The following is a 17,768-nucleotide window of genomic DNA, read 5'->3' as shown; positions in this document are numbered from 1 at the left end:
GCTCGCCCAGGAACTTCTTCAGGTTCCACGACTTCGAGCCCAGGAACTTCTTCGTCCCCCGCACCCACTTCATCGACGGCCCCGGCGGCTCGATGACGGCGACGGTCAGGCGGCAGCACCGCGTCTACTTCGAGGTCGAGATCGAAAGGGAGAAGGGCTCCGAGATCGACAGGGACAGGGGGTGGAGGGGCGGGTCGTGGCGGCGGCCAGGATCCCCTGGGACGGAGAGGTGACGGCGGAGGCGGACACGGAGCCGGCCACGGAGGCGGTGAGAGCGATGGAGAGAGATCCGGCCAAGGTCAGCGTCACCGCCCCCGCGGACGGACGGCGCCTCTTCGGCCGGATGTGCGCGGCCGTGGCGTTCATTCGGGGATTGGGCGTGAACATAGAGATTCCGTTCCTTTCGGAACGCGGCCCGCGGCCGCGACTGACTCGCTGGCCGGAATACGGCCCATACTCGCCCGTCGAGTAACTCAACGTGACAGTAAGGATGCTTACAGTCGTGGATGGGGGCCTTGCGATGCCACGCCGCCCCGCAGTCCCCTAAAAAGGGAAAGTGCCGGTGAAAAGGTTTCTATGCCGAGTCGTCCGGCATTCTGCGGTCTGATCCGGCAGGGAACCTCCGGCGTGGCGGCGGGGACGACCTCACGCCGTTTCTCCACGGGGCCGATCGGGTGCGGGCGTCGGCTTCTTCATGGGGCCGATCGCGCGGGGGCGCCGGCGGCCGTGCGCCACCGGTCGAGGACCCGGTCGATGGCCGTCCGGATCCGGTCCCTGGCCTCGGCACGGGGCACCCCCGACATCAGCAGCCGGTCGTAGTCGGTGTCGAGGTGCCGCACCGAGGCGACCACCGCCAGCGTGATCGCGTTCGCGTCGAACACCTTGGCGGCGGCGGTACGGCCCACCCGGCCGCTGCCCCGCTGGCCGGCATGCCGGGCGATCTCCTGGGCACGCTCGGGCGGGCAGCCGGGGAACATCCGGGTGATCTCCATGGCCATCCCGGCCTGGAACTCCACGTCCTCGCCGGCCCGCCGCTCCCGGTCCCGCTCGCGGCGGCGCAGCCGTACCTCCTCGTCGGCCAGGCACCGCTCCTCGGCCAGCGCCAGCGCGGCCTCCTCGACGAGGACGCCCCGCCGCTCGTAGCGCTTGCGGCGCGGGTTGAACCTGACCACGACGGCGGCCAGCCCGCTCTCCTTCTTCGCCCGCCGGCTGAGAGCCGCGTCGCCCGAGGGCAGGAAGGCGAGGTGGTCCATGTCCGCACAGGTCAGGCAGTGCGGCCCGGTGCTCTCCATGATCAGATAAGGGCCGGTGTCGCCGCAGCCCGCGCACTGCCACGCCTGTTGCTGCTCCACCACCACCAGGTCGGGAGCCTTGCTCTGCCGCTCGGCGAGCTGCCGCCGCCGGGACTCGCTCATGTCCGGCGAGATCCAGTGGACCCGGAAGGCGCTGTCGTCCCCGTCGGCGACGAACCGCAGCTCTCCCCGGTCCCGGCCGCCGGACACGTAGGCGGTCTCGCTCGGGGTGAGCCCCTTGGCCAGTGCCCAGCGCCGGAGCGCGGCCACCGCGTCGGCCATCTTCGCGCCGTCCACGGCCGAGAGCTCCTCCAGCACGGCGACCCGGCCCTGCCGCCAGGTGTCCACGTGCCGGGCGTGCAGCCAGCGGACCCCGGTCAGCACATCGATCGCGGTGACGTATTTCCGCTGCGCGAGCGCGGCCTCCGCCGCCTCCACGATCCGGCGCTCAAGTCTGCTCACCCCATCAGCTTGCCGTACCCGGCGCGCTCAGGCAGCCGGCGTACTCACGTACCGGCGCGGCTCAGGCGCCCGGCACGGGGAGACGGCCCGGGGAGGCGGCGTCCATGTCCCGGCGGCGCTTCCGGCCGCGCTCACGGGCGCGGGATGTTCCGCAGGTTGGCCCTGGCCATGTCGATCATGCGTCCCACCCCGCCGGCCAGCACGACCTTCCCCGCCCCCAGAGCGAACCCCTTGACCTGCTTGGCGGTGATGCGCGGCGGCATGGAGAGCACGTCGGGGTCGGTGACCACGTCCACCAGGTACGGCCCCGGCGCCGCGAAGGCGGTGGCCAGCGCCTCGCGGACCTGCGTGGGCTTCTCGACCCGGACCGACCCCAGCCCCATCGCGGCGGCGATCGCCGCGTAGTCGACGGGCGTGACGTCGGTGCCGAAGTCGGGCAGCCCGTCGACCAGCATCTCCAGCTTCACCATGCCGAGCGAGGAGTTGTTGAAAACCACGATCTTGATGGGCAGGTCGTACATCCGGGCGGTGAGGAGCTCGCCCATGAGCATGCCGAGGCCGCCGTCGCCGGAGAGCGAGACGACCTGCCGCCCGCGATCGGCGAGCTGCGCGCCGATGGCGTGCGGGAGCGCGTTGGCCATGCTCCCGTGCTTGAAGGAGCCGATCACCCTGCGGCGGCCGTTGGGAGTGAGGTAGCGCGCCGCCCAGACGTTGCACATGCCGGTGTCCACGGTGAACACCGCGTCGTCGGCGGCGAGCTCGTCCACGACGCTCGCCACGTACTCCGGATGGATCGGCGTGTGGTGCTCGATGTCGCGGGTGTAGGCGTTCACGACGTTGTCCAGCGTCTTCACGTGCTTGGACAGCATCTTGTCGAGATAGCGCCGGTCCGTCTTCTGCGCGACCTGGGGCAGCGCCGCGAGCAGCGTCTCGCGGATGTCGCCGTGCACGGCCAGCTCCAGCGGGGTCCTGCGGCCCAGCTGCGCGGGGTCGTGGTCGATCTGGACCGTCCGCTTGCCCGGCAGGAAGTCGTCGTAGGGGAAGTCGGTGCCGAGCAGCACCACCAGGTCGGCCTCCTGCATGGCGTCGTAGCACGCGCCGTAGCCGAGCAGCCCGCTCATCCCCACGTCGTACGGGTTGTCGTACTGGATCCACTCCTTGCCGCGCAGCGCGTGCCCGACCGGGGCCAGCGTGCGCGCGGCCAGCGACATGACCTCCTCGTGCGCGCGGCGCACCCCGGCGCCGCAGAACAGCATGACCTTCTCCGCGCTGTTCAGCGCCGTGGCCAGCTCCGCCACCTGGTCGGAAGGGGGCTGGACCGTGCCCTGCCGGGTGAGGAAATCATGGGTGCCGGTGCCGTGCGCGGCCGGTATGTCCGCCACGTCGCCGGGGAGCACCACGACCGCGACGCCGCTGTGGCCGATCGCGTGCTGGACGGCGATGCGCAGCACCCGGGGCATCTGCTCGGCGCTGCCGATCATCTCGCAGTAGCCGCTGCAGTCCACGAACTGGCGGTCCGGGTGGGTCTCCTGGAAGAACCCCGTGCCGATCTGCGCGCTGGAGATGTGCGAGGCCAGGGCGAGTACCGGGGCGCCGCTCCGGTGGGCGTCGTAGAGCCCCTGGACCAGATGGGTGTTACCGGGCCCGCAACTCCCCGCGCAGACCGCCAGGCGGCCGGTGACCTGCGCCTCGGCCGCGGCGGCGAACGCCCCGGCCTCCTCGTTGCGCACGTGCACCCACTCGATGCCGCCGGTCTTGCGGATCGCGTCCACGACCGGGTTCAGGCTGTCGCCCACCACCCCGTAGACCCGCTCCACCCCGGCCTGCCGCAACACCTCGATGAACTGCTCCGCAACGGTGCCCATGGTCCCCCCTCGCCTATCGCGTCATCGGGGTACCTCACCGGATTTCGCCGAGTCACTCCCCCGGGAGGCGGCCGATCGGCCGGCGGGAGACCTCACCGCGCCGATCCGCCCGCATGGGCAAAGCCGCACGCCCCGGGTGGTCAACGCCTAGCATGCGAGGGCGGGATCATACGTCTCTCGGGAAGGGAAGTGCGTGACCGGGCAGAGCTCTGCGATCACGTCCGAATACGTCTTCGACAACGACGGGACCCACTCCGCCGACCAGCACCGGTATCTGGCCGAACTCCTCGATCCCATGACCACCGAACGGCTCGGGCAGACCGGCGTCACCGACGGCTGGAACTGCCTGGAGGTCGGAGCGGGGGGCGGCAGCGTGGCCCTGTGGCTGGCCGAGCGGGTGGCGCCGACCGGCCGTGTGCTCGCCACCGACATCAAGCCCGGCCTCATCCCCGCCCGTCCTGGGCTCACCGTCGTCAGGCACGACATCGTCGACGACCCGCTGCCGCCGGACGAGTTCGACCTGATCCACGTACGGCTCGTGCTGAGCCATCTGCCGGAGCGGCAGCGGGTGCTGGAGCGCCTGCGCGCCGCGCTGCGGCCGGGGGGCTGGCTCCAGGTCGACGAGATCGACATCAGCCACTGGTCGCCGCTGCTCACCCCCGACCGGCGGGCGCGGGAGCTGTACGAGACCTACATCGCCGCCATGGCGCGGGTGCTGGGCGCCGCCGGCAGCGATCCGACATGGGGCGCGTCCGCCGCGCAGGCGATGAGCGAGGCGGGCCTTGTCGGCGTCGACCCCGAGTGCCGGACCGAGGTGTGGGGTCCGGGCTCCGCCGGGATCGGCCTGCTCACCAGCAACAGCCTCCACCTGGAGGAGCGCTTCCTGGAGGCGGGCATGACCAGGTCCCAGCTCGGTGACGTCCGGGCGGTCATGGCGGACCCGGGGTTCAGGGCGGTCTCGTTCGCGGTCCACTCGGTCCTCGCCCGCAGGAGCCTGTGACCTCGGAACGTTTGCGAATTCCGGGGACTGGCGCACGGGCCGCCGGGTAGGCGGACCGTATGTCACAGCAACAGAGCAGCACGCCTCCGCCCCAGTCCCAGGCCTACCCCGGGGAGAGCGGGGCGATGACTCCGGAACCCAGGGACGAGATGCGCGACTATGTCGGCCGCGATCTCCTCTCCGGCAAGCGCGCTCTGATCACCGGAGGCGACTCCGGCATCGGGCGGGCGGTGGCGGTGGCGTTCGCCAAGGAGGGGGCCGACGTCGCCATCGCCTATCTGACCGAGCATCGCGACGCCGAGCACACCAAGGGGCTGATCGAGAAGGAGGGACGGCGCTGCGTCCTGCTCCCGGGCGACCTCGCCGGCCCGGACCACTGCCGGGAGGTGGTCGAGTCGGCCGTCTCCGCGTTCGGAGGGATCGACGTCCTGGTCAACAACGTCGCCACGCAGACGCCGGTGGAGTCGCTTGAGGAGCTCTCCGACGAGCAGTGGGAGCACACCTTCGCGGTGAACATCCACTCATACTTCAGGGTCACCAGAGCCGTGCTCCCGCACATGCCCGACGGCGGCGCGATCGTCAACACCTCCTCGATCAACGGGCTGCGCGGGAACAAGACGCTGATCGACTACTCCGCGACCAAGGGAGCGATCAACGCGCTCACCTACTCGCTCGCCCAGACGCTGGTCGACCGGGGCATCCGGGTGAACGCGGTGGCGCCGGGCCCGGTCTGGACGCCGCTGATCCCCGCGACCTTCCCCGAGGAGAAGGTCGAGAAGTTCGGCGAGCAGGTGCCGATGAAGCGGCCCGCCCAGCCCGATGAGATCGCGCCGTCGTACGTCTTCTTCGCGTCCGAGCGGCTGTCGTCCTACTACACGGGTGAGGTCCTCGCCCCGATCGGCGGCGAGACCCTCCCGGGTTGAACCACGGCCGGCGGCCACCCCGCCGGGAGCCGTCGCCGGCGAAGGCGGCGTACGGCGTGCGGGCGAGCGGCGCGTCCGTCCGGCGTGCCGGAGGCCCGTCCGCCGTCTCGGCACGTGACGCCATAGGGTGGTCGCCGTGCGGGAATGGGAGCCGGCGAACGCGTTCGAGGAGCATCTGGGGTCGGCGTTCGCGGCCGGTGATCTCGTCCTCTGCCTGAGCATGCTGCGGCATGCGGAATTCGCGCTGCCGATCACTCCGGCCGCCGCGGAGGGGCGCGAACCGGCCGTCTGGCCGGTCGAGGCCGACGACGAGCGGACATGGATGCTGGTCTACACCTCGATCGAGGCGATGCGGACGGGGACCGGCGGCGCCATCCGGCACTGCCGGGTCGTCTCGCTGCTCGATCTGGCGGCCGCCTGGCCCGACCTGCGCTGGGGGCTGGCGGTCAATCCCGGCCTTCCGGTCCACTTCTTCCTGGAGTCCGGCGCGGTGGCCAGGCTCGCGGTGCCGTCGCTGGTCCAGGACCGCGAGGCCGAGCCGGAGTCCGGAGTGGCGGTCGTGCAGAAGCTGCTCCGCCCCCGCGACGTCCACGCCTACCTCGCCGACGGCGGGTCCCGGGTCTCCGGTTACTGCCACCACGCTCTGGACGTCGCGCATATCGCGACGCCGACCGTGCTGGTGGACGCGCTGGGGCAGTCGGCCGAGGAGATGGTGACCGACGAGGGGTCCGTCGTCATCCTGCGGTGGTACGCGGTCGGGCCGGACCTCTACCGCACCCCGTACGGCGGCGTCGACGAGGAGACCATGGCCGCGGTGGGCGGGTGGGTGATCGAGGAACCTCCGTTCATCGGCATGGGGCTGGTGCCCAACGTCGACCAGCTGATCCGCGAGTACAAGGTCGACGGGGTCGAGCTGCCGTACGGCGCCGAGATCAGCGAGCTCACCGTCGAAGGGGTCGAGCGCCGGCGCGCGATGTACAACGCCGATCTGGGGCAGTGGATGCTGATCCCCGACGCGCCGGCCGGCGCTCCCGGCCAGGGGCACGGATCGGAGGGCCCGTGACGCGGCGGCACTTTTACCGGGCACGGTGGCAGGGGGCCGAGTATCCCGCCGGCCTCGACCAGCATCCGGACCGGCTGTGGATCCGGCTGCGGAGCCCCGAGCCGGCGGAGGGCTTCGAGGAGCTGGCGCCGGGCTGCTACGTCCGGCCGGTTCCGGCCGAGGACTGCCAGGCGGTCTACTCCGTCACGACGGTCTGCGAGTGGCGCGGCGCGGCGTGCCAGGTATGCGACGAGCGCGACGGCGAACTGCTCGTCGAGTACGTCGGCGGGCTGGTGCCGGTCGCTCTCGGACTGGGGATGGAGCGGGTCGAGCGGGGCGTCTACCGGCGCTGGGTCCCGGGTCACGAGGTGGACGGGGTCCGCGAGAACGTCGTGCTCCTGGCCCTGTGACGGCACCCGGTCACCGAGACGAGCCGGGGAAGAGCGTGGTGTTATGTCACAACTTGGTCAGCTAGGCCGGTATGTGATTTTTTGTCGCGATTGGTAGGGAAACTACCCTTGCAGAAGATCGTTCGGGAGTGCCAAAATGCCAGAAAGTTAACTACAGGTGTTGCCTGTGTTAAATCGGGGTCGCGCGGTGCTGCTGGGTGAACCCGTCGGCGTTGCGAGGGGGCGGCGTGGAGCAGTTCGAACCGGTGGACGTGGCGGGCATGCGGGCCTACGCCGACGAGCTGCGGACCACCTTCAATCGACTGCGGGACGAGGCTCCGGCGCTGCACGAAGAGGCGCGAGCCGTACAGGTGACGGAGAAGTCGCCCGACGGGCTGATATCGGCGACGGTCGGGCCGCGCGGTGACCTCGTCCGGCTCGACATCGACCCCCGCATCTACCGCAAACCGGACGCCCGCCAGCTGGCCGACTCCATCGCGGAGACCATCCACCGCGCCGCGGCCAAGGCCCAGGAACGGGTCATCGAGCTCTTCGAACCGCTGGTCCCCGGCGACCAGATGAAGGCGCACCTGGAGGGAGACCTCCAGGGCGTGCTGGAGCAGATGGCGAGCCAGCTGCTCGGGAAGAGGTGACCCCGTGCCCAACGACTCCGACCACATCGACATCGACCCGGTGGTGTCCGTCGAGCTCAACCGGTGGGACCGGGTGGCGTCCGACGTCCACGCGATGTGGAAGGAGAGGATGGCCAAGATCAAGCAGCTCAACGACTCCTCGACCTGGGGCGCCGACACCCCGGGCCTGGCGTTCCAGGCGTCGTACTACCAGGGCGGCACCCTCCTGCAGATGATCACCAATGGCGGCCAGATCATCGCCGATGTCGCCGCGGAGCCGGCACGGATCCGCGAGGCCATCACGAACTCCCTCGGCACGGACCATGATCAGAGCTTGATGATGGACAACCTTCAAAGATAGGGAACACGACCAGACGCTGAGCCGCTCTCCTCGCAGCCGGCGGGATGAGGGCACGTGAGCACGCCGGCCGGTCGGCGTGCGCCCGACGGACGACGGAATCCAGAACGGGGGCGGCGTGAGCGGCAGCACGAGTTCCAGCACGAGTTCCGGCAACACCTCGGCCGCCTCCGGCGGGTATCTCGCCGAGGATCCCGGCGACGGCTTCGCCACCGATGTCACACCCGCGTGGGGGGAGAGCCTGCCGGCCTGGGCCGACACCCTGGTCGCGCTGCTCTCCTCCGGCCAGATGTGGCCCGAAGGCAGCGAGAGCGCGCAATGGCGGCTGCGGATGCTCTGGCACGAGCTGGCGAACGACCTGAACTCCCATGCCGAGGACGTCGTCCCGATAATCGACAGGGTATTGCAGAAGTGGGACGCGCCCCCGACGGACAACTCCGTCGCGAAGCTCGAATCCCTTTACGCGCCGGACTCGGGCGTTCCCGTCCTGAAGGAGAACGCCTCCGCCTACGCCGCCAAGCTCGGCAACTTCGCACTGGAGACGCAGTACTCCAAGCTCTCGATCAACGTGGCGTTCTGGATCTCGTTGATCGCGATCTTCATCGGGCTCGTCGCCGTCTTCTTCACCGGGGGAATGGCCGCCCGGCTCATCGTGCTCATCGCCAAGAAAACGCGCTGGGACATCGACACGATCCTCCGGCGGCTCGCCGCGGCGGCCGGACACTCGGCCGGTGCCAAGGCGATCCTCCCGGCCGCCCAGCGGGTCGCGGCTGCGGGTAACGCTTCCACCCGGACGATCCTCAGCAGTGCCGGCAAGAAAGCCTACGCGGTGGAGATCGCCGAGGAGGCCACCGAGGAGGGCGTCATCGATGGGAAGGCCCAGCTGGACCAGAAAGAACGCGGAACGCGGGACAGGGTCGACCAGCGGAGATTCATAGACTCGCTGGTGGGTGGGGGCTTTGGTGGGGCCCTCGGTATGAAGTTCGCCCCGGTGGTGTCCAGACTGTTCGGCCGTGGCACGGCCTCCAGGGGGTTCACCGGCCGGACACTGCAGGGCATCACGCAGGCCGGCGTGGTCAACGTCATCGCCTCGGCCGGTGGAGGCATGGTCGTCGGCCTGGGCCACGGTCAGCTCGTGCTCCCGACAGGGGAAAGCGGCATCGGCGCGTTCGCCGGCGCCGCCGGCCGGTACGGCTCGCTCAGCCCGTTCAACGGGGCGGTCATTCAGGCCGTCCGTACGCCCGTCGCGACGTTCCACAGCGGCCTCGCCGCCTCCTTCGCCTCCTACGACGCGACCACGGCGGCGAACACCACCAACCTCGCGACCGCGACCCTTCCACCGCCGGACCCCACCGCCCCGGCCGCCCCCACAGGCGGCACGTCTCCGACCGGCACGCCGTCCGCCGGAGGCGACCCGGCGGTGGTCGGCGGAGCCCAGAGCACGAACGGCCAGGCGGCGCCCGGAGGGCAGGCCGCGCCGCCGTCCAGGCCCACGTCGGGTGGACCGGCCGCAGCCACGCAGGGGACGACCCCGGCCGGATCGACGTCCGCGGGGCAGGCCGGGTCCGGTCCGTCCGCGCCGACCGGGCAGGCGGGGGCGAACCCGTCCGGGCCGGGTACGGCCGCGCAGGGAAGTCCGAGCGGGACCACGCAGAGCGGGCAGGGGGGCCAGGCCGGGTCCGTGCCTGCCGGGCAGAGTGGCCAGACCGGGTCCGGGACCGCGCAGGGTGGGCAGACCGCGTCCGGTCCGTCCGCGCAGGCCGGGCAGGCGGGGGCGAACCCGTCCGGGCCGGGTACGGCCGCGCAGGGCAGCCCGAGCGGGACCACGCAGAGCGGGCAGAGTGGCCAGACCGGGCCCGGGACCGCGCAGAGTGGCCAGGCCGGGTCCGTGCCTGCCGGGCAGGGCACGCCCGCTCCGTCCGCGCAGACCGCGCAGACGGGGCCGGATCCATCGGGGTCGGCTGCGGCCGCGCAGGGAGGCCAGCCGGGAACCGCCGGGCAGGGCACGTCCGCTCCGTCCGCGCAGACCGCGCAGGTGGGGCCGGATCCGTCCGGGACGAGTGTGTCCGGTTCCCCCGCGCAGGCCGCACAGGTCGCGCCAACGGGATCGGATCCGTCCGGGGCAGGCGTGACCGTGCAGAGCGGGCAGGCCGTGGCCGGTCCGTCCGCGCAGGGTGCGTCGTCTCAGGGCGCGGGGCCTGTCTCCGCCACGACCACCCAGGGCCAGACGACCCCGCAGGCCCAGACGACCCCGCAGGGCGTCGCCGGCCCGCCGAGCGGGCAGGGCGCGACAGGTCCCACGGCCAGGACGGAGCTCGCCGAATCGGCGATGGCCGACGTCATGGGGAAACTGGGTCTCGACGCGTTGCTGGTAGAGGGCGGCCATGTGCGGCTGAGCAGGGCGGACGGGAGCGTCGTCCATCTCCCCGCCGCCACCCTCCGCCTGGTGAGGGAACGGCTGGAGACCCGGGCCGGCGACGGCGTCGGCCCGCACCGGCTGCGCGCGGAGGCGGCCGCCTGGCTGGGCATCGAGATCGCCCGGGCCGACGGCCGGCCGGCGTTGGAAGGAGCGATCCAGGGGCTCCACTTCCTGGCGGAAGCGGCTCCCGAGACCGGCGCCGCGGCCCTGCGGGTGGCCACGGAGATCGTCCTGGACAATCCGAACGGTCTGGACCAGTCCGAGCTGACCGACGGCGCGCGCCAGTTGGTCACCGAGGCGAACAAGGCGAACGAGCCGGCAGGCGCACCGGCGGACGAGTACGCCGCGCTCCGTCCGGGGCGGCAGGTCGAAACGGCCGAGGAGATCGTCCGGAAGGCCGACGAGCTCGTCGCAGAGCTGGCCGGGACGGCCTCGAACCCGGCCGGACCGGGAACGTCGTCGCGGCCTTCCACGATCTCCGATCTGGCCGGGCGAGTGACGGAGCTGACCGAGTCCCTGACGCAGGCCGAGAGCACCCTGAAGGAACACAGGCAGTCCAGGGCGCGCAGCGCCGGGGAGGCCACGAAGCGCGCCAAGGACGCGCTCGCGGAGGTGGAGGCCGCCGAGAAGGCGGAGCGGGACGGGAAGCCGCTCGACGGGGAGCGCGACAGCGGGGCACCGAAGCGGCGCCACGAGGCCCGCGCACAGGCCAAGGCCGATCAGGAGTCCGCAGCCCGGGATCTGCGGATCGCGGCCAGATACGAGCAGGCCCGCGTCCAGGCCGAGGCCGCGCGTTCGGCGTTGGCGGCGACGTCGGCCGCTCTGGGACGGCTGACCGCCCACCAGCGGACAAGCCTTGCCGGCCCGCTGGCCGCCCGGGTCGCCCGGCTCGCGCATGAGGCCGAATCCCGGCTCACCGAATATCACAAGGCCATGAAGGAGGCGATGCCGTCGACGGCCATGCTGCCCGCCGGCCTGCCGGTCGGCGCGTTGCCGTACATGACCAAGATGACCGAGAAGGTCAATGAGGCGCTGGCCGCCAAGGGGGTCGACTACCGGTACACCGTCGCCGAGCTGGAGAGCGTGCTGGAGACGGAGTTCGGCCAGATGTTGTCCCCCGACGGAGCGGTGGTGAGGGTCAGGGGCGTCGAGCTGAGGGTCAAGATGCGGGTGAGTGATCTCGTCGAGGTCCTCCGCTCGATGGGCTGGACGATCTCCGAGGCGATGACCGGCCGCTTCATCCAGGGCAGCCACGGCGTATCGGCCAACGGCGGACGTAGCCGCGGCTGGTCGGGGGATGTCGACGTGCCGGGTCTGCTCGGAACCCTGGTCAAGGCGCTGCCGGCCGAGAACGGCTTCCGGCAGGTGGTCGAGTCGGTAGGGCCGCGCGTCGTATTCGGCGGCGGTTACGGCCGTAGCCGGGGGGAGTCGGCCTCCATGAACTTCGCCGGGTTCGTGCGGAACGGCCCGGTCCTGGACAACCGGGGCGACTCATCGGTGTACGACGGGCTCGCCGAGTACGAGTTCGAGGTCGTCGCCCCGGGAGAGACCGGTGGGAGGTCGGTCGTGCGGGTCGTCGACGGTTACGCCGGCGACGCGACGAGGGTCGAGATGGCGGTCTCGCATGCTCACATCGAGCACGGCCCCGAGGAAACCGCCCAGCTCACCTTCGAGCCGGGGAAGGCGCCGCCGCTTCCGACGAACGCGCCCATCGATGTCGAAGGTCTGGAAGGGGTGCTCGAAAAGTTCAGGACGGAGCTGCTCTCCCAGGCACCCGATCTGGCCCGCAACAGCCTGGCCCAGGAGCAGATACGCACCTTCATCGTCGGGAAGACGCCGGCCCAGCTGGCCGAACTGGTCAACAGCCCGCAAGGACTGCGGCAGACCATCAGTGTCCCGGGGCACCCGGAGCTGACCATCGTGCTGAAGGGCAGGCTCAAGTACGAGTCCACCCCCGACGGGAGGGTGAGGCTGGCCGCGCAGGTGGACGGAACGGCCAGTTCCAAGCAGCTCGGTGAGGATGTGGGCGTCCCGATGTCCGCGGCGTCGGTGGGGCAGGGGGCCAACCGGTCGCGGAACGTGAACGGCGCGCTGGGTGCCAAGTTCTCCGGCGAGATGCTTGCCAAGCTGTACCACGGGTTCAAGAGCCTGGGGGCGAAGGTGGCCGTCAACGGCTCCCGTTCGGGGTCGAAGTCGGTCGGGCTGAGCGCGGGTGGCACAGCGATCACACCGATCGTGAGACGGAAGTCCGGGCACAACCAGGTCAACACGTTCGACGTGGAGCTGGAGGTCGAGGGCACACTCCACGACAAGGGCAAGGACAAGCCGATCCCCCCGATCAGCGCCGCGATCAAGGCGACGGTGCAGATATCGCAGAGTGACGCGGCCGCCGCGGGGCTCCCTTTCGACAAGCAAGCGATCGTACGGGACGATTCCGGCGTGGAGCGCCGGCACCCCGACGGCTCGCTGATGCTGCAGGACGACTCCGCGCCCGCGCCGCCGCCCGGCCGGAAGGGCGAGGCTCCGACCTGGCAGGGCGACGGGCCCGGCCAGGTGCGCGGAATCGGATTCGGGCACGCGGAGCTGAAGACCGACATCACCGAGCTCCAGCGCAAGGTGGCGACGTATCTTCGCAAGAACGGCATGCTGCCCAAGCTGGACGGCAACGGGGAGCAGAACCCGGTGCCGTCGTCCGACCCGGTGGAGCGGGCCAGCCAAGAGGCCATGATGGACCTCATAGAGAACCAGCTGAAGGACCGGCTGGAAACCCACTACAACCAGGCCGTCCAGAACGGCATCTTCCTGTACTTCACGCACGAGCGGACCGGCCAGCCGCCGGAGCATCTCACCTTGCACGTCCAGGTCGACCGGAAGTGGCACACCAGGAGATACGTCTCGCACACCGACGCCAAGACGGTCGTCACGCTTTACATCGGCTCCGACACCGCCGGCAGTTCGAGCGGCGAGTCGACTTCCTGGGGAGCGGGCGTCGGGCCGGGTGTCGACCACAAGTCCGGCGACGGGGAGTCCACCACCTCCGGCGGCGCCGGCTACACAGGAGGCAAGAGCAAGAACACCTCCGAGAACAAGGGCGGCACCGCCAACGGAGTGATCCTGCTGGAAGGTCTGGGGGGGCTCACGGCGGAGATCGAGGAGACGGACACGATAACGGTCACCCATGTGCAGGGTGACGGACAGGTGCACGAGGTCGCCTCCGCGGATGTGCGGATGGAGCAGGCGATCCCCAGCGACCTGCTGTCCGAGGACGGGATCTCGCGGTCCACGGCCACGATCCCGACCTCCGGGGAACTCATGGCCGAGACCATATCGCTGGGCCTGGACCTGGGCGCGAACGCCGACCTGATAAACAAGATCAGCGAGAAGACCGGCATACGGCCGGGCACCCCGGCGTTCCACGTCCTCGTCGAGGCTCTGAGCGTCGACAGCCTCATCGGTCACTCCGAGTTCCTGAACAGCGACTACGAGATCGAGATCATCGTGGACACGGAGGGCTTTGGGCGGCGCAGCTTCTCGGTGTCGCTCCGCGGTCACCTGGGCGAGTCGCAGATCGTCACCGGAGGCAAATGGCTGACCAGTCACATCGGGCTCGATCTGACCAGTGACACCACGTCCGTCGGCGAGCAGACCAGCCACGCGGGGAACGCCTCCGTCTCGGGAGGATCGAGCCAGGCCGAGACCCCGAAGATCGGCGCGGGGGCCGACGGGTCCCATTCGGTGAACCACGGCACTTCGGAGTCGACGACCCCGATCACAGGGGCGGAAGGCCTGCCCATCGACGTCGGCCGCAAGGTCATGTTCGCGGCGGAGTTGAGCACCACCGTCGTCATCAGCGAGGTGGGCACGGACAACTCCGAGACGATCACCACGACCGGTGGCACGTACCAGTACAGCAAGCCCGAACGTGATGTCCTGAGTCTGTACGCGCAGGGGAAGATCCCAGTTCCGCTGGACCGGGTGTCCGACGTGGTGGAAGCGTTCATGCACGGCAAGCTGGAGCTCGAGCGCGACACGCAGGCCCTGCTGGTCCAGCGCTACCTCCACGACCTGAAGGTCGCCCGCGGCTCCGGAGACCCGCTGCCCGCGCTGGCCGCCCGGCACACGCCGCATGCGCTGCTCGACCGGCTCATGGAGTCGTTCGGCAACCAGGACGAGAGCCTCAGACGGGAGACCGACCCCGGCCGGAGACTGGCTCGCCTGCTGGCCAAGGAACGCGACAGGATCGCCAATCCGGAGCTGGCGGAGCTCCCGGAAGGCGTCCGCAAGCGCATGGGCCAGTCCTGGCCCGAGCGGATCGTCCTGCGCACGCAGAACGGCACGGAGACCGACGTGTACAACGCGATACTCGAGGCCGTCGAAGCCTACGCGCCGGGTGCCCTGGCCTCGAATCCGGCGCTGCGCCGCCGCCTGTTCGGCGACTTCGCCGGCAGGCGCTGGTGGGGAAAGATCGTCAACATGCTCGGTTCGAACGGGCACACGCAGTCCCAGCAGGTGCGGGACATCGGCCAGATCCCCATCCGGCTGCAGATCGACCTCGGCGACGGGCCGGTCGAGGTGATCGGCCGCCTCAGCGACGTCCTCCTGATCATGCAGGGCTACACCTACAAGAACAGGAGCGTGTCCGCGTCGGCCGGCATCTCGCAGGGAGGCGGCGTCAGCCCCGGCGGTTCGGTGGGATATCCCGCTGTCAGCATCGACCCCTCCGGCGCGGTGGAGGCCGGCCGGAGCCGCTCCCGCTCGGCGACCAACAGCGAGCAGTGGACCGAGCTGGAGCGGAGCGCCGCGTTCGAGGGCCTGGCCAAGGTCCGCCACGCGGTCGGGGTCACCATCACGATCGGAGAGAACACCGGGTCGGAACCGGCCACGGGAGAGCAGGGGAAGCACGGCGAGGCCCGCCAGCCGGTCGTGGTCGAACTGCAGGGAGAGATGACCCGGTTCATACCGCAGGAGATGGTGGGGGCGACGGAGGGGACCCGGGTCCCCGACCCCCGGCCGTTCACGCTGCCGCCCTCCTACAAAGTGGACAATCTGCAGGCCGACGGGCTGCTGACCGCCGTTCAGAACCTGCTGGCGGACAACAAGCTGTTCGGTGCGAAGGCGGCTCGGAAGGCCCGGGCGACGCTGGAGCAGAACCTGAACGACATGCAGGAGGCCGCCAACTTCCGGCAGATGCTCCAGAAGGACGGGGGGTTGGTGATCCGCGTCCCCCACCCGAACAAGCCTGGCACGGTGGTGGATGTGACCGTCCGGGCCCGGCCCGAAGACGTGCACGTCACCGTCGCAGGCCGGGAGAACACCGAGATCGGCCGGGTGCGCCGGATCCAGCACGTGACCGAGGTGGCGACCAACCAGGGCCTGAGGTTCTCCCTCAAGGGAGCCTTGGGGATCATCGGGCTGAAGGTCGGCCGCTTCTTCGGATGGACCGCCTCCATCCGGACCTCCGTCGGCTTCGGCATCCGCGTCGAGCGCAGCGTCTTCAAGCGGGGCACCGGCGCCAGCACCGAGGTGCCGCTGGTGTTCGACCTCGCCGCCGAGCTGAGGACCGTGAAGGCCAGTGGCGCCAAGGCGCCCAAGCTGCGGATCGAGGTGCCGGGCGCCGCGACCGGCAAGGCCGACCTGACCGTGTTCGAGCAGGAGCTGAGCGAGGCGCAGGCACGGCGCGGCGACGAAGGCCGGCGCCGGTGGGGCTGGAACCTCGGCGATCCGGAGGTCACCCGCACCACCCGCACCACCGGCACCACCGAGCGCCCCGGCTGGCGGGCGCGGTGGCGGAGCAGGCCGCCGGCGGCGACCCTGCCCTCGCTCGACCTGGACACGCTGACCACCCAGGCGATGGAGATCGCGCAGGCCGAGGGCAAGCCCGGTTCCGGCGTCACCCTCGACGTCCTGAACCAGGGGATCGTCGAGACGGCGAAGTGGAGCCTGACCGGCCGCTGGACGCCCGGCACGCCGATCCTGCTCACCGTCGACGCGACCGCCCCTGGGCAGATGGGCCAGGTGACCCAGGCCCGGCTGCTGGCGCACGGACTGCTCACCGACGTCCTCGTCGAGCTGCGTGAACCTGGCGGCACCGTGCGCCGTTACCGCGCCACCCCCAAGGGCGCGCTGTACAGCGAGGTGCCTGACGGCGGGTTCGCCTCGGCGTTCGCCACGCTGGCCCCCGACCTGGTGACCCTCGCCGACCAGGCCGGTGTGGACCTGCGCGCGCTGCACAACCGCTCGCCGGAGGAGGGTGACTTCGCCGGACGGGTCCACGAGGCGCTGTCCGCCGCCGCGCCCGCCACGCCCGCCACCGCGCCCGCCGCCGTGCCGCAGAGCCCCGCCGCTCCGTCCGCCGCGTCTGTCACCGCATCGCAGAGTCCCGCTGCTCCGTCTGCCGCGTCGCAGGGCCCCGCCGGCCCGGCGGCGCCGCAGCAGCCGAGCACGGCACGACCGAGTGGCAGCACCTTCCAGCCGAGCGCGACGGGCTCGGCGCCGGCGCGGGCGGCGTCCGCGCCGCGCCAGGGCGTGATCCGCCGCTTCCTGCTGGCACCCCTGACCGGCACGCGGAGCGAGTACGTGGCGGCACGGTACAACGAGTACCGGCATCTGGCGGAGCGGTGGCGGAAGGCGGATACGGGCATCCGCTCCTTGGAACAACAGCTCGGCACCCCGGGGCAGGGGCGCACCGCTTTGGAGGAGCAGCTCGACGCCATGGAGAAACGGCGTGACGTCCTGGCGCAGCAGCTCAACAAGGTGGCGGAGGACCTGCGTGAACGCGGTCAGGTCCCGCCGGTGCCGCCATGGGAGACCGGGCCGCAGACGGTGCCGGGGCCGGGTGGCGCGCTGGCGAACCTCCTCAACCGGCCCGACAGCGGGACCGTCCCGCCCAGTCACTGGGAATCCCAGTTCTGGGACCGGATGCGCCGGCTCTCCAACACCACCGGCTGGCCTCCGCCGCCGGAGGAAGAGGAGGAGCCGTGCCTCTGCCCGCCCGACGAGCCGTGCGTCTGCGGGCGGCGACCACGGGTGCCCGGCCCGCGGTCCGGCACCACGCCGCAGGCGCCCGGTTCCGGCACCCCGTCCCCGTCGCCCTCCCCGAGCGGCGACGCGCCGTCGGCGCAGCCGTCCTCGCCGGTGCGGCCGTCCCCGCCGGTGCAGCCGGCGCGCTCACCGTCCGGGGGCGGTCATACCGTCACCACCGGCCCGAACAGCACGCTGTGGGAGATCTCCGAGGAGGCCTACGGCGACGGCCGCTACTGGAAGGACATCTGGGAGCGCAACCGGGAGAAGATCGGTTCCGACCCCGGGGCCCTGCCGGTCGACCTGGAGCTGGTCGTCCCGGACCGTCCGAAGTCGCGGTGATCGACCTCGCGGCCCGTCCGTGCC

General features: G+C 71.0%; 10 protein-coding genes. 8 read left to right on the top strand and 2 right to left on the bottom strand.

The window, feature by feature from the left end; genetic code table 11:
• Positions 1-233 (top strand): hypothetical protein (locus tag CA984_RS46235; protein ID WP_165781284.1); only part of this gene is annotated, 233 nt, incomplete at its 5' end.
• Between the two features lie 459 nt (positions 234-692).
• Here CA984_RS46235 and CA984_RS16680 read toward each other — a convergent pair.
• Both CA984_RS16680 and CA984_RS16675 read right to left on the bottom strand, forming a co-directional pair.
• A complete protein-coding gene (locus CA984_RS16680) occupies positions 693-1,754 on the bottom strand; it encodes a DUF2293 domain-containing protein (protein WP_242675994.1) in 1,062 nt (353 codons plus the stop codon).
• A gap of 131 nt (positions 1,755-1,885) precedes the next feature.
• Complete coding sequence (locus CA984_RS16675; RefSeq protein WP_086573214.1) at positions 1,886-3,619, bottom strand: pyruvate dehydrogenase; 1,734 nt, start codon at positions 3,617-3,619, stop codon at positions 1,886-1,888.
• 193 nt (positions 3,620-3,812) lie between these two features.
• On the opposite strand from CA984_RS16675, the gene CA984_RS16670 reads away from it, so the two are divergent.
• The 7 genes from CA984_RS16670 to CA984_RS16640 all read left to right on the top strand — a co-directional run bounded on the left by CA984_RS16670 (position 3,813) and on the right by CA984_RS16640 (position 17,744).
• On the top strand, positions 3,813-4,619 hold the full coding sequence (locus CA984_RS16670) for a class I SAM-dependent methyltransferase (protein WP_086573212.1): 807 nt from the start codon (positions 3,813-3,815) through the stop codon (positions 4,617-4,619).
• Between the two features lie 59 nt (positions 4,620-4,678).
• Positions 4,679-5,542 carry an SDR family oxidoreductase gene (locus tag CA984_RS16665; RefSeq protein ID WP_086573210.1) on the top strand — a complete coding sequence of 288 codons (864 nt, stop codon included), beginning with the start codon at positions 4,679-4,681 and terminating at the stop codon, positions 5,540-5,542.
• A 136-nt stretch (positions 5,543-5,678) separates the two neighbouring features.
• On the top strand, positions 5,679-6,605 hold the full coding sequence (locus CA984_RS16660; protein WP_086573223.1) for an SseB family protein: 927 nt from the start codon (positions 5,679-5,681) through the stop codon (positions 6,603-6,605).
• Entirely contained in the window at positions 6,602-6,994 is a 393-nt protein-coding gene (locus CA984_RS16655; RefSeq protein WP_086573208.1) for a hypothetical protein, read from the top strand. The genes CA984_RS16660 and CA984_RS16655 overlap by 4 nt, the downstream gene beginning before the upstream one ends.
• A gap of 227 nt (positions 6,995-7,221) precedes the next feature.
• Positions 7,222-7,626, top strand: coding sequence for a YbaB/EbfC family nucleoid-associated protein (locus CA984_RS16650; protein WP_086573205.1), 405 nt, complete (start codon positions 7,222-7,224; stop codon positions 7,624-7,626).
• 4 nt (positions 7,627-7,630) lie between these two features.
• The gene (locus tag CA984_RS16645) at positions 7,631-7,966 is read left to right on the top strand and encodes a hypothetical protein (RefSeq protein ID WP_086573203.1); all 336 of its coding nucleotides are present in this window, start codon (positions 7,631-7,633) and stop codon (positions 7,964-7,966) included.
• A gap of 115 nt (positions 7,967-8,081) precedes the next feature.
• Entirely contained in the window at positions 8,082-17,744 is a 9,663-nt protein-coding gene (locus tag CA984_RS16640; RefSeq protein WP_133061691.1) for a WXG100-like domain-containing protein, read from the top strand.
• The last annotated feature ends 24 nt before the right edge of the window (positions 17,745-17,768 follow it).

Origin of the sequence: Streptosporangium minutum, from assembly GCF_002149035.1 — a bacterium.
GTDB lineage: Bacteria > Actinomycetota > Actinomycetes > Streptosporangiales > Streptosporangiaceae > Streptosporangium > Streptosporangium minutum.
This window is presented reverse-complemented; position numbering and strand designations above follow the sequence as displayed.

Coding starts and splice junctions, on each gene's coding strand:
- CA984_RS16665 (WP_086573210.1), top strand. CDS start 4,679: ATGTCACAGCAACAGAGCAGCACGCCTCCGCCCCAGTCCCAGGCCTAC.
- CA984_RS16675 (WP_086573214.1), bottom strand. CDS start 3,619: ATGGGCACCGTTGCGGAGCAGTTCATCGAGGTGTTGCGGCAGGCCGGG.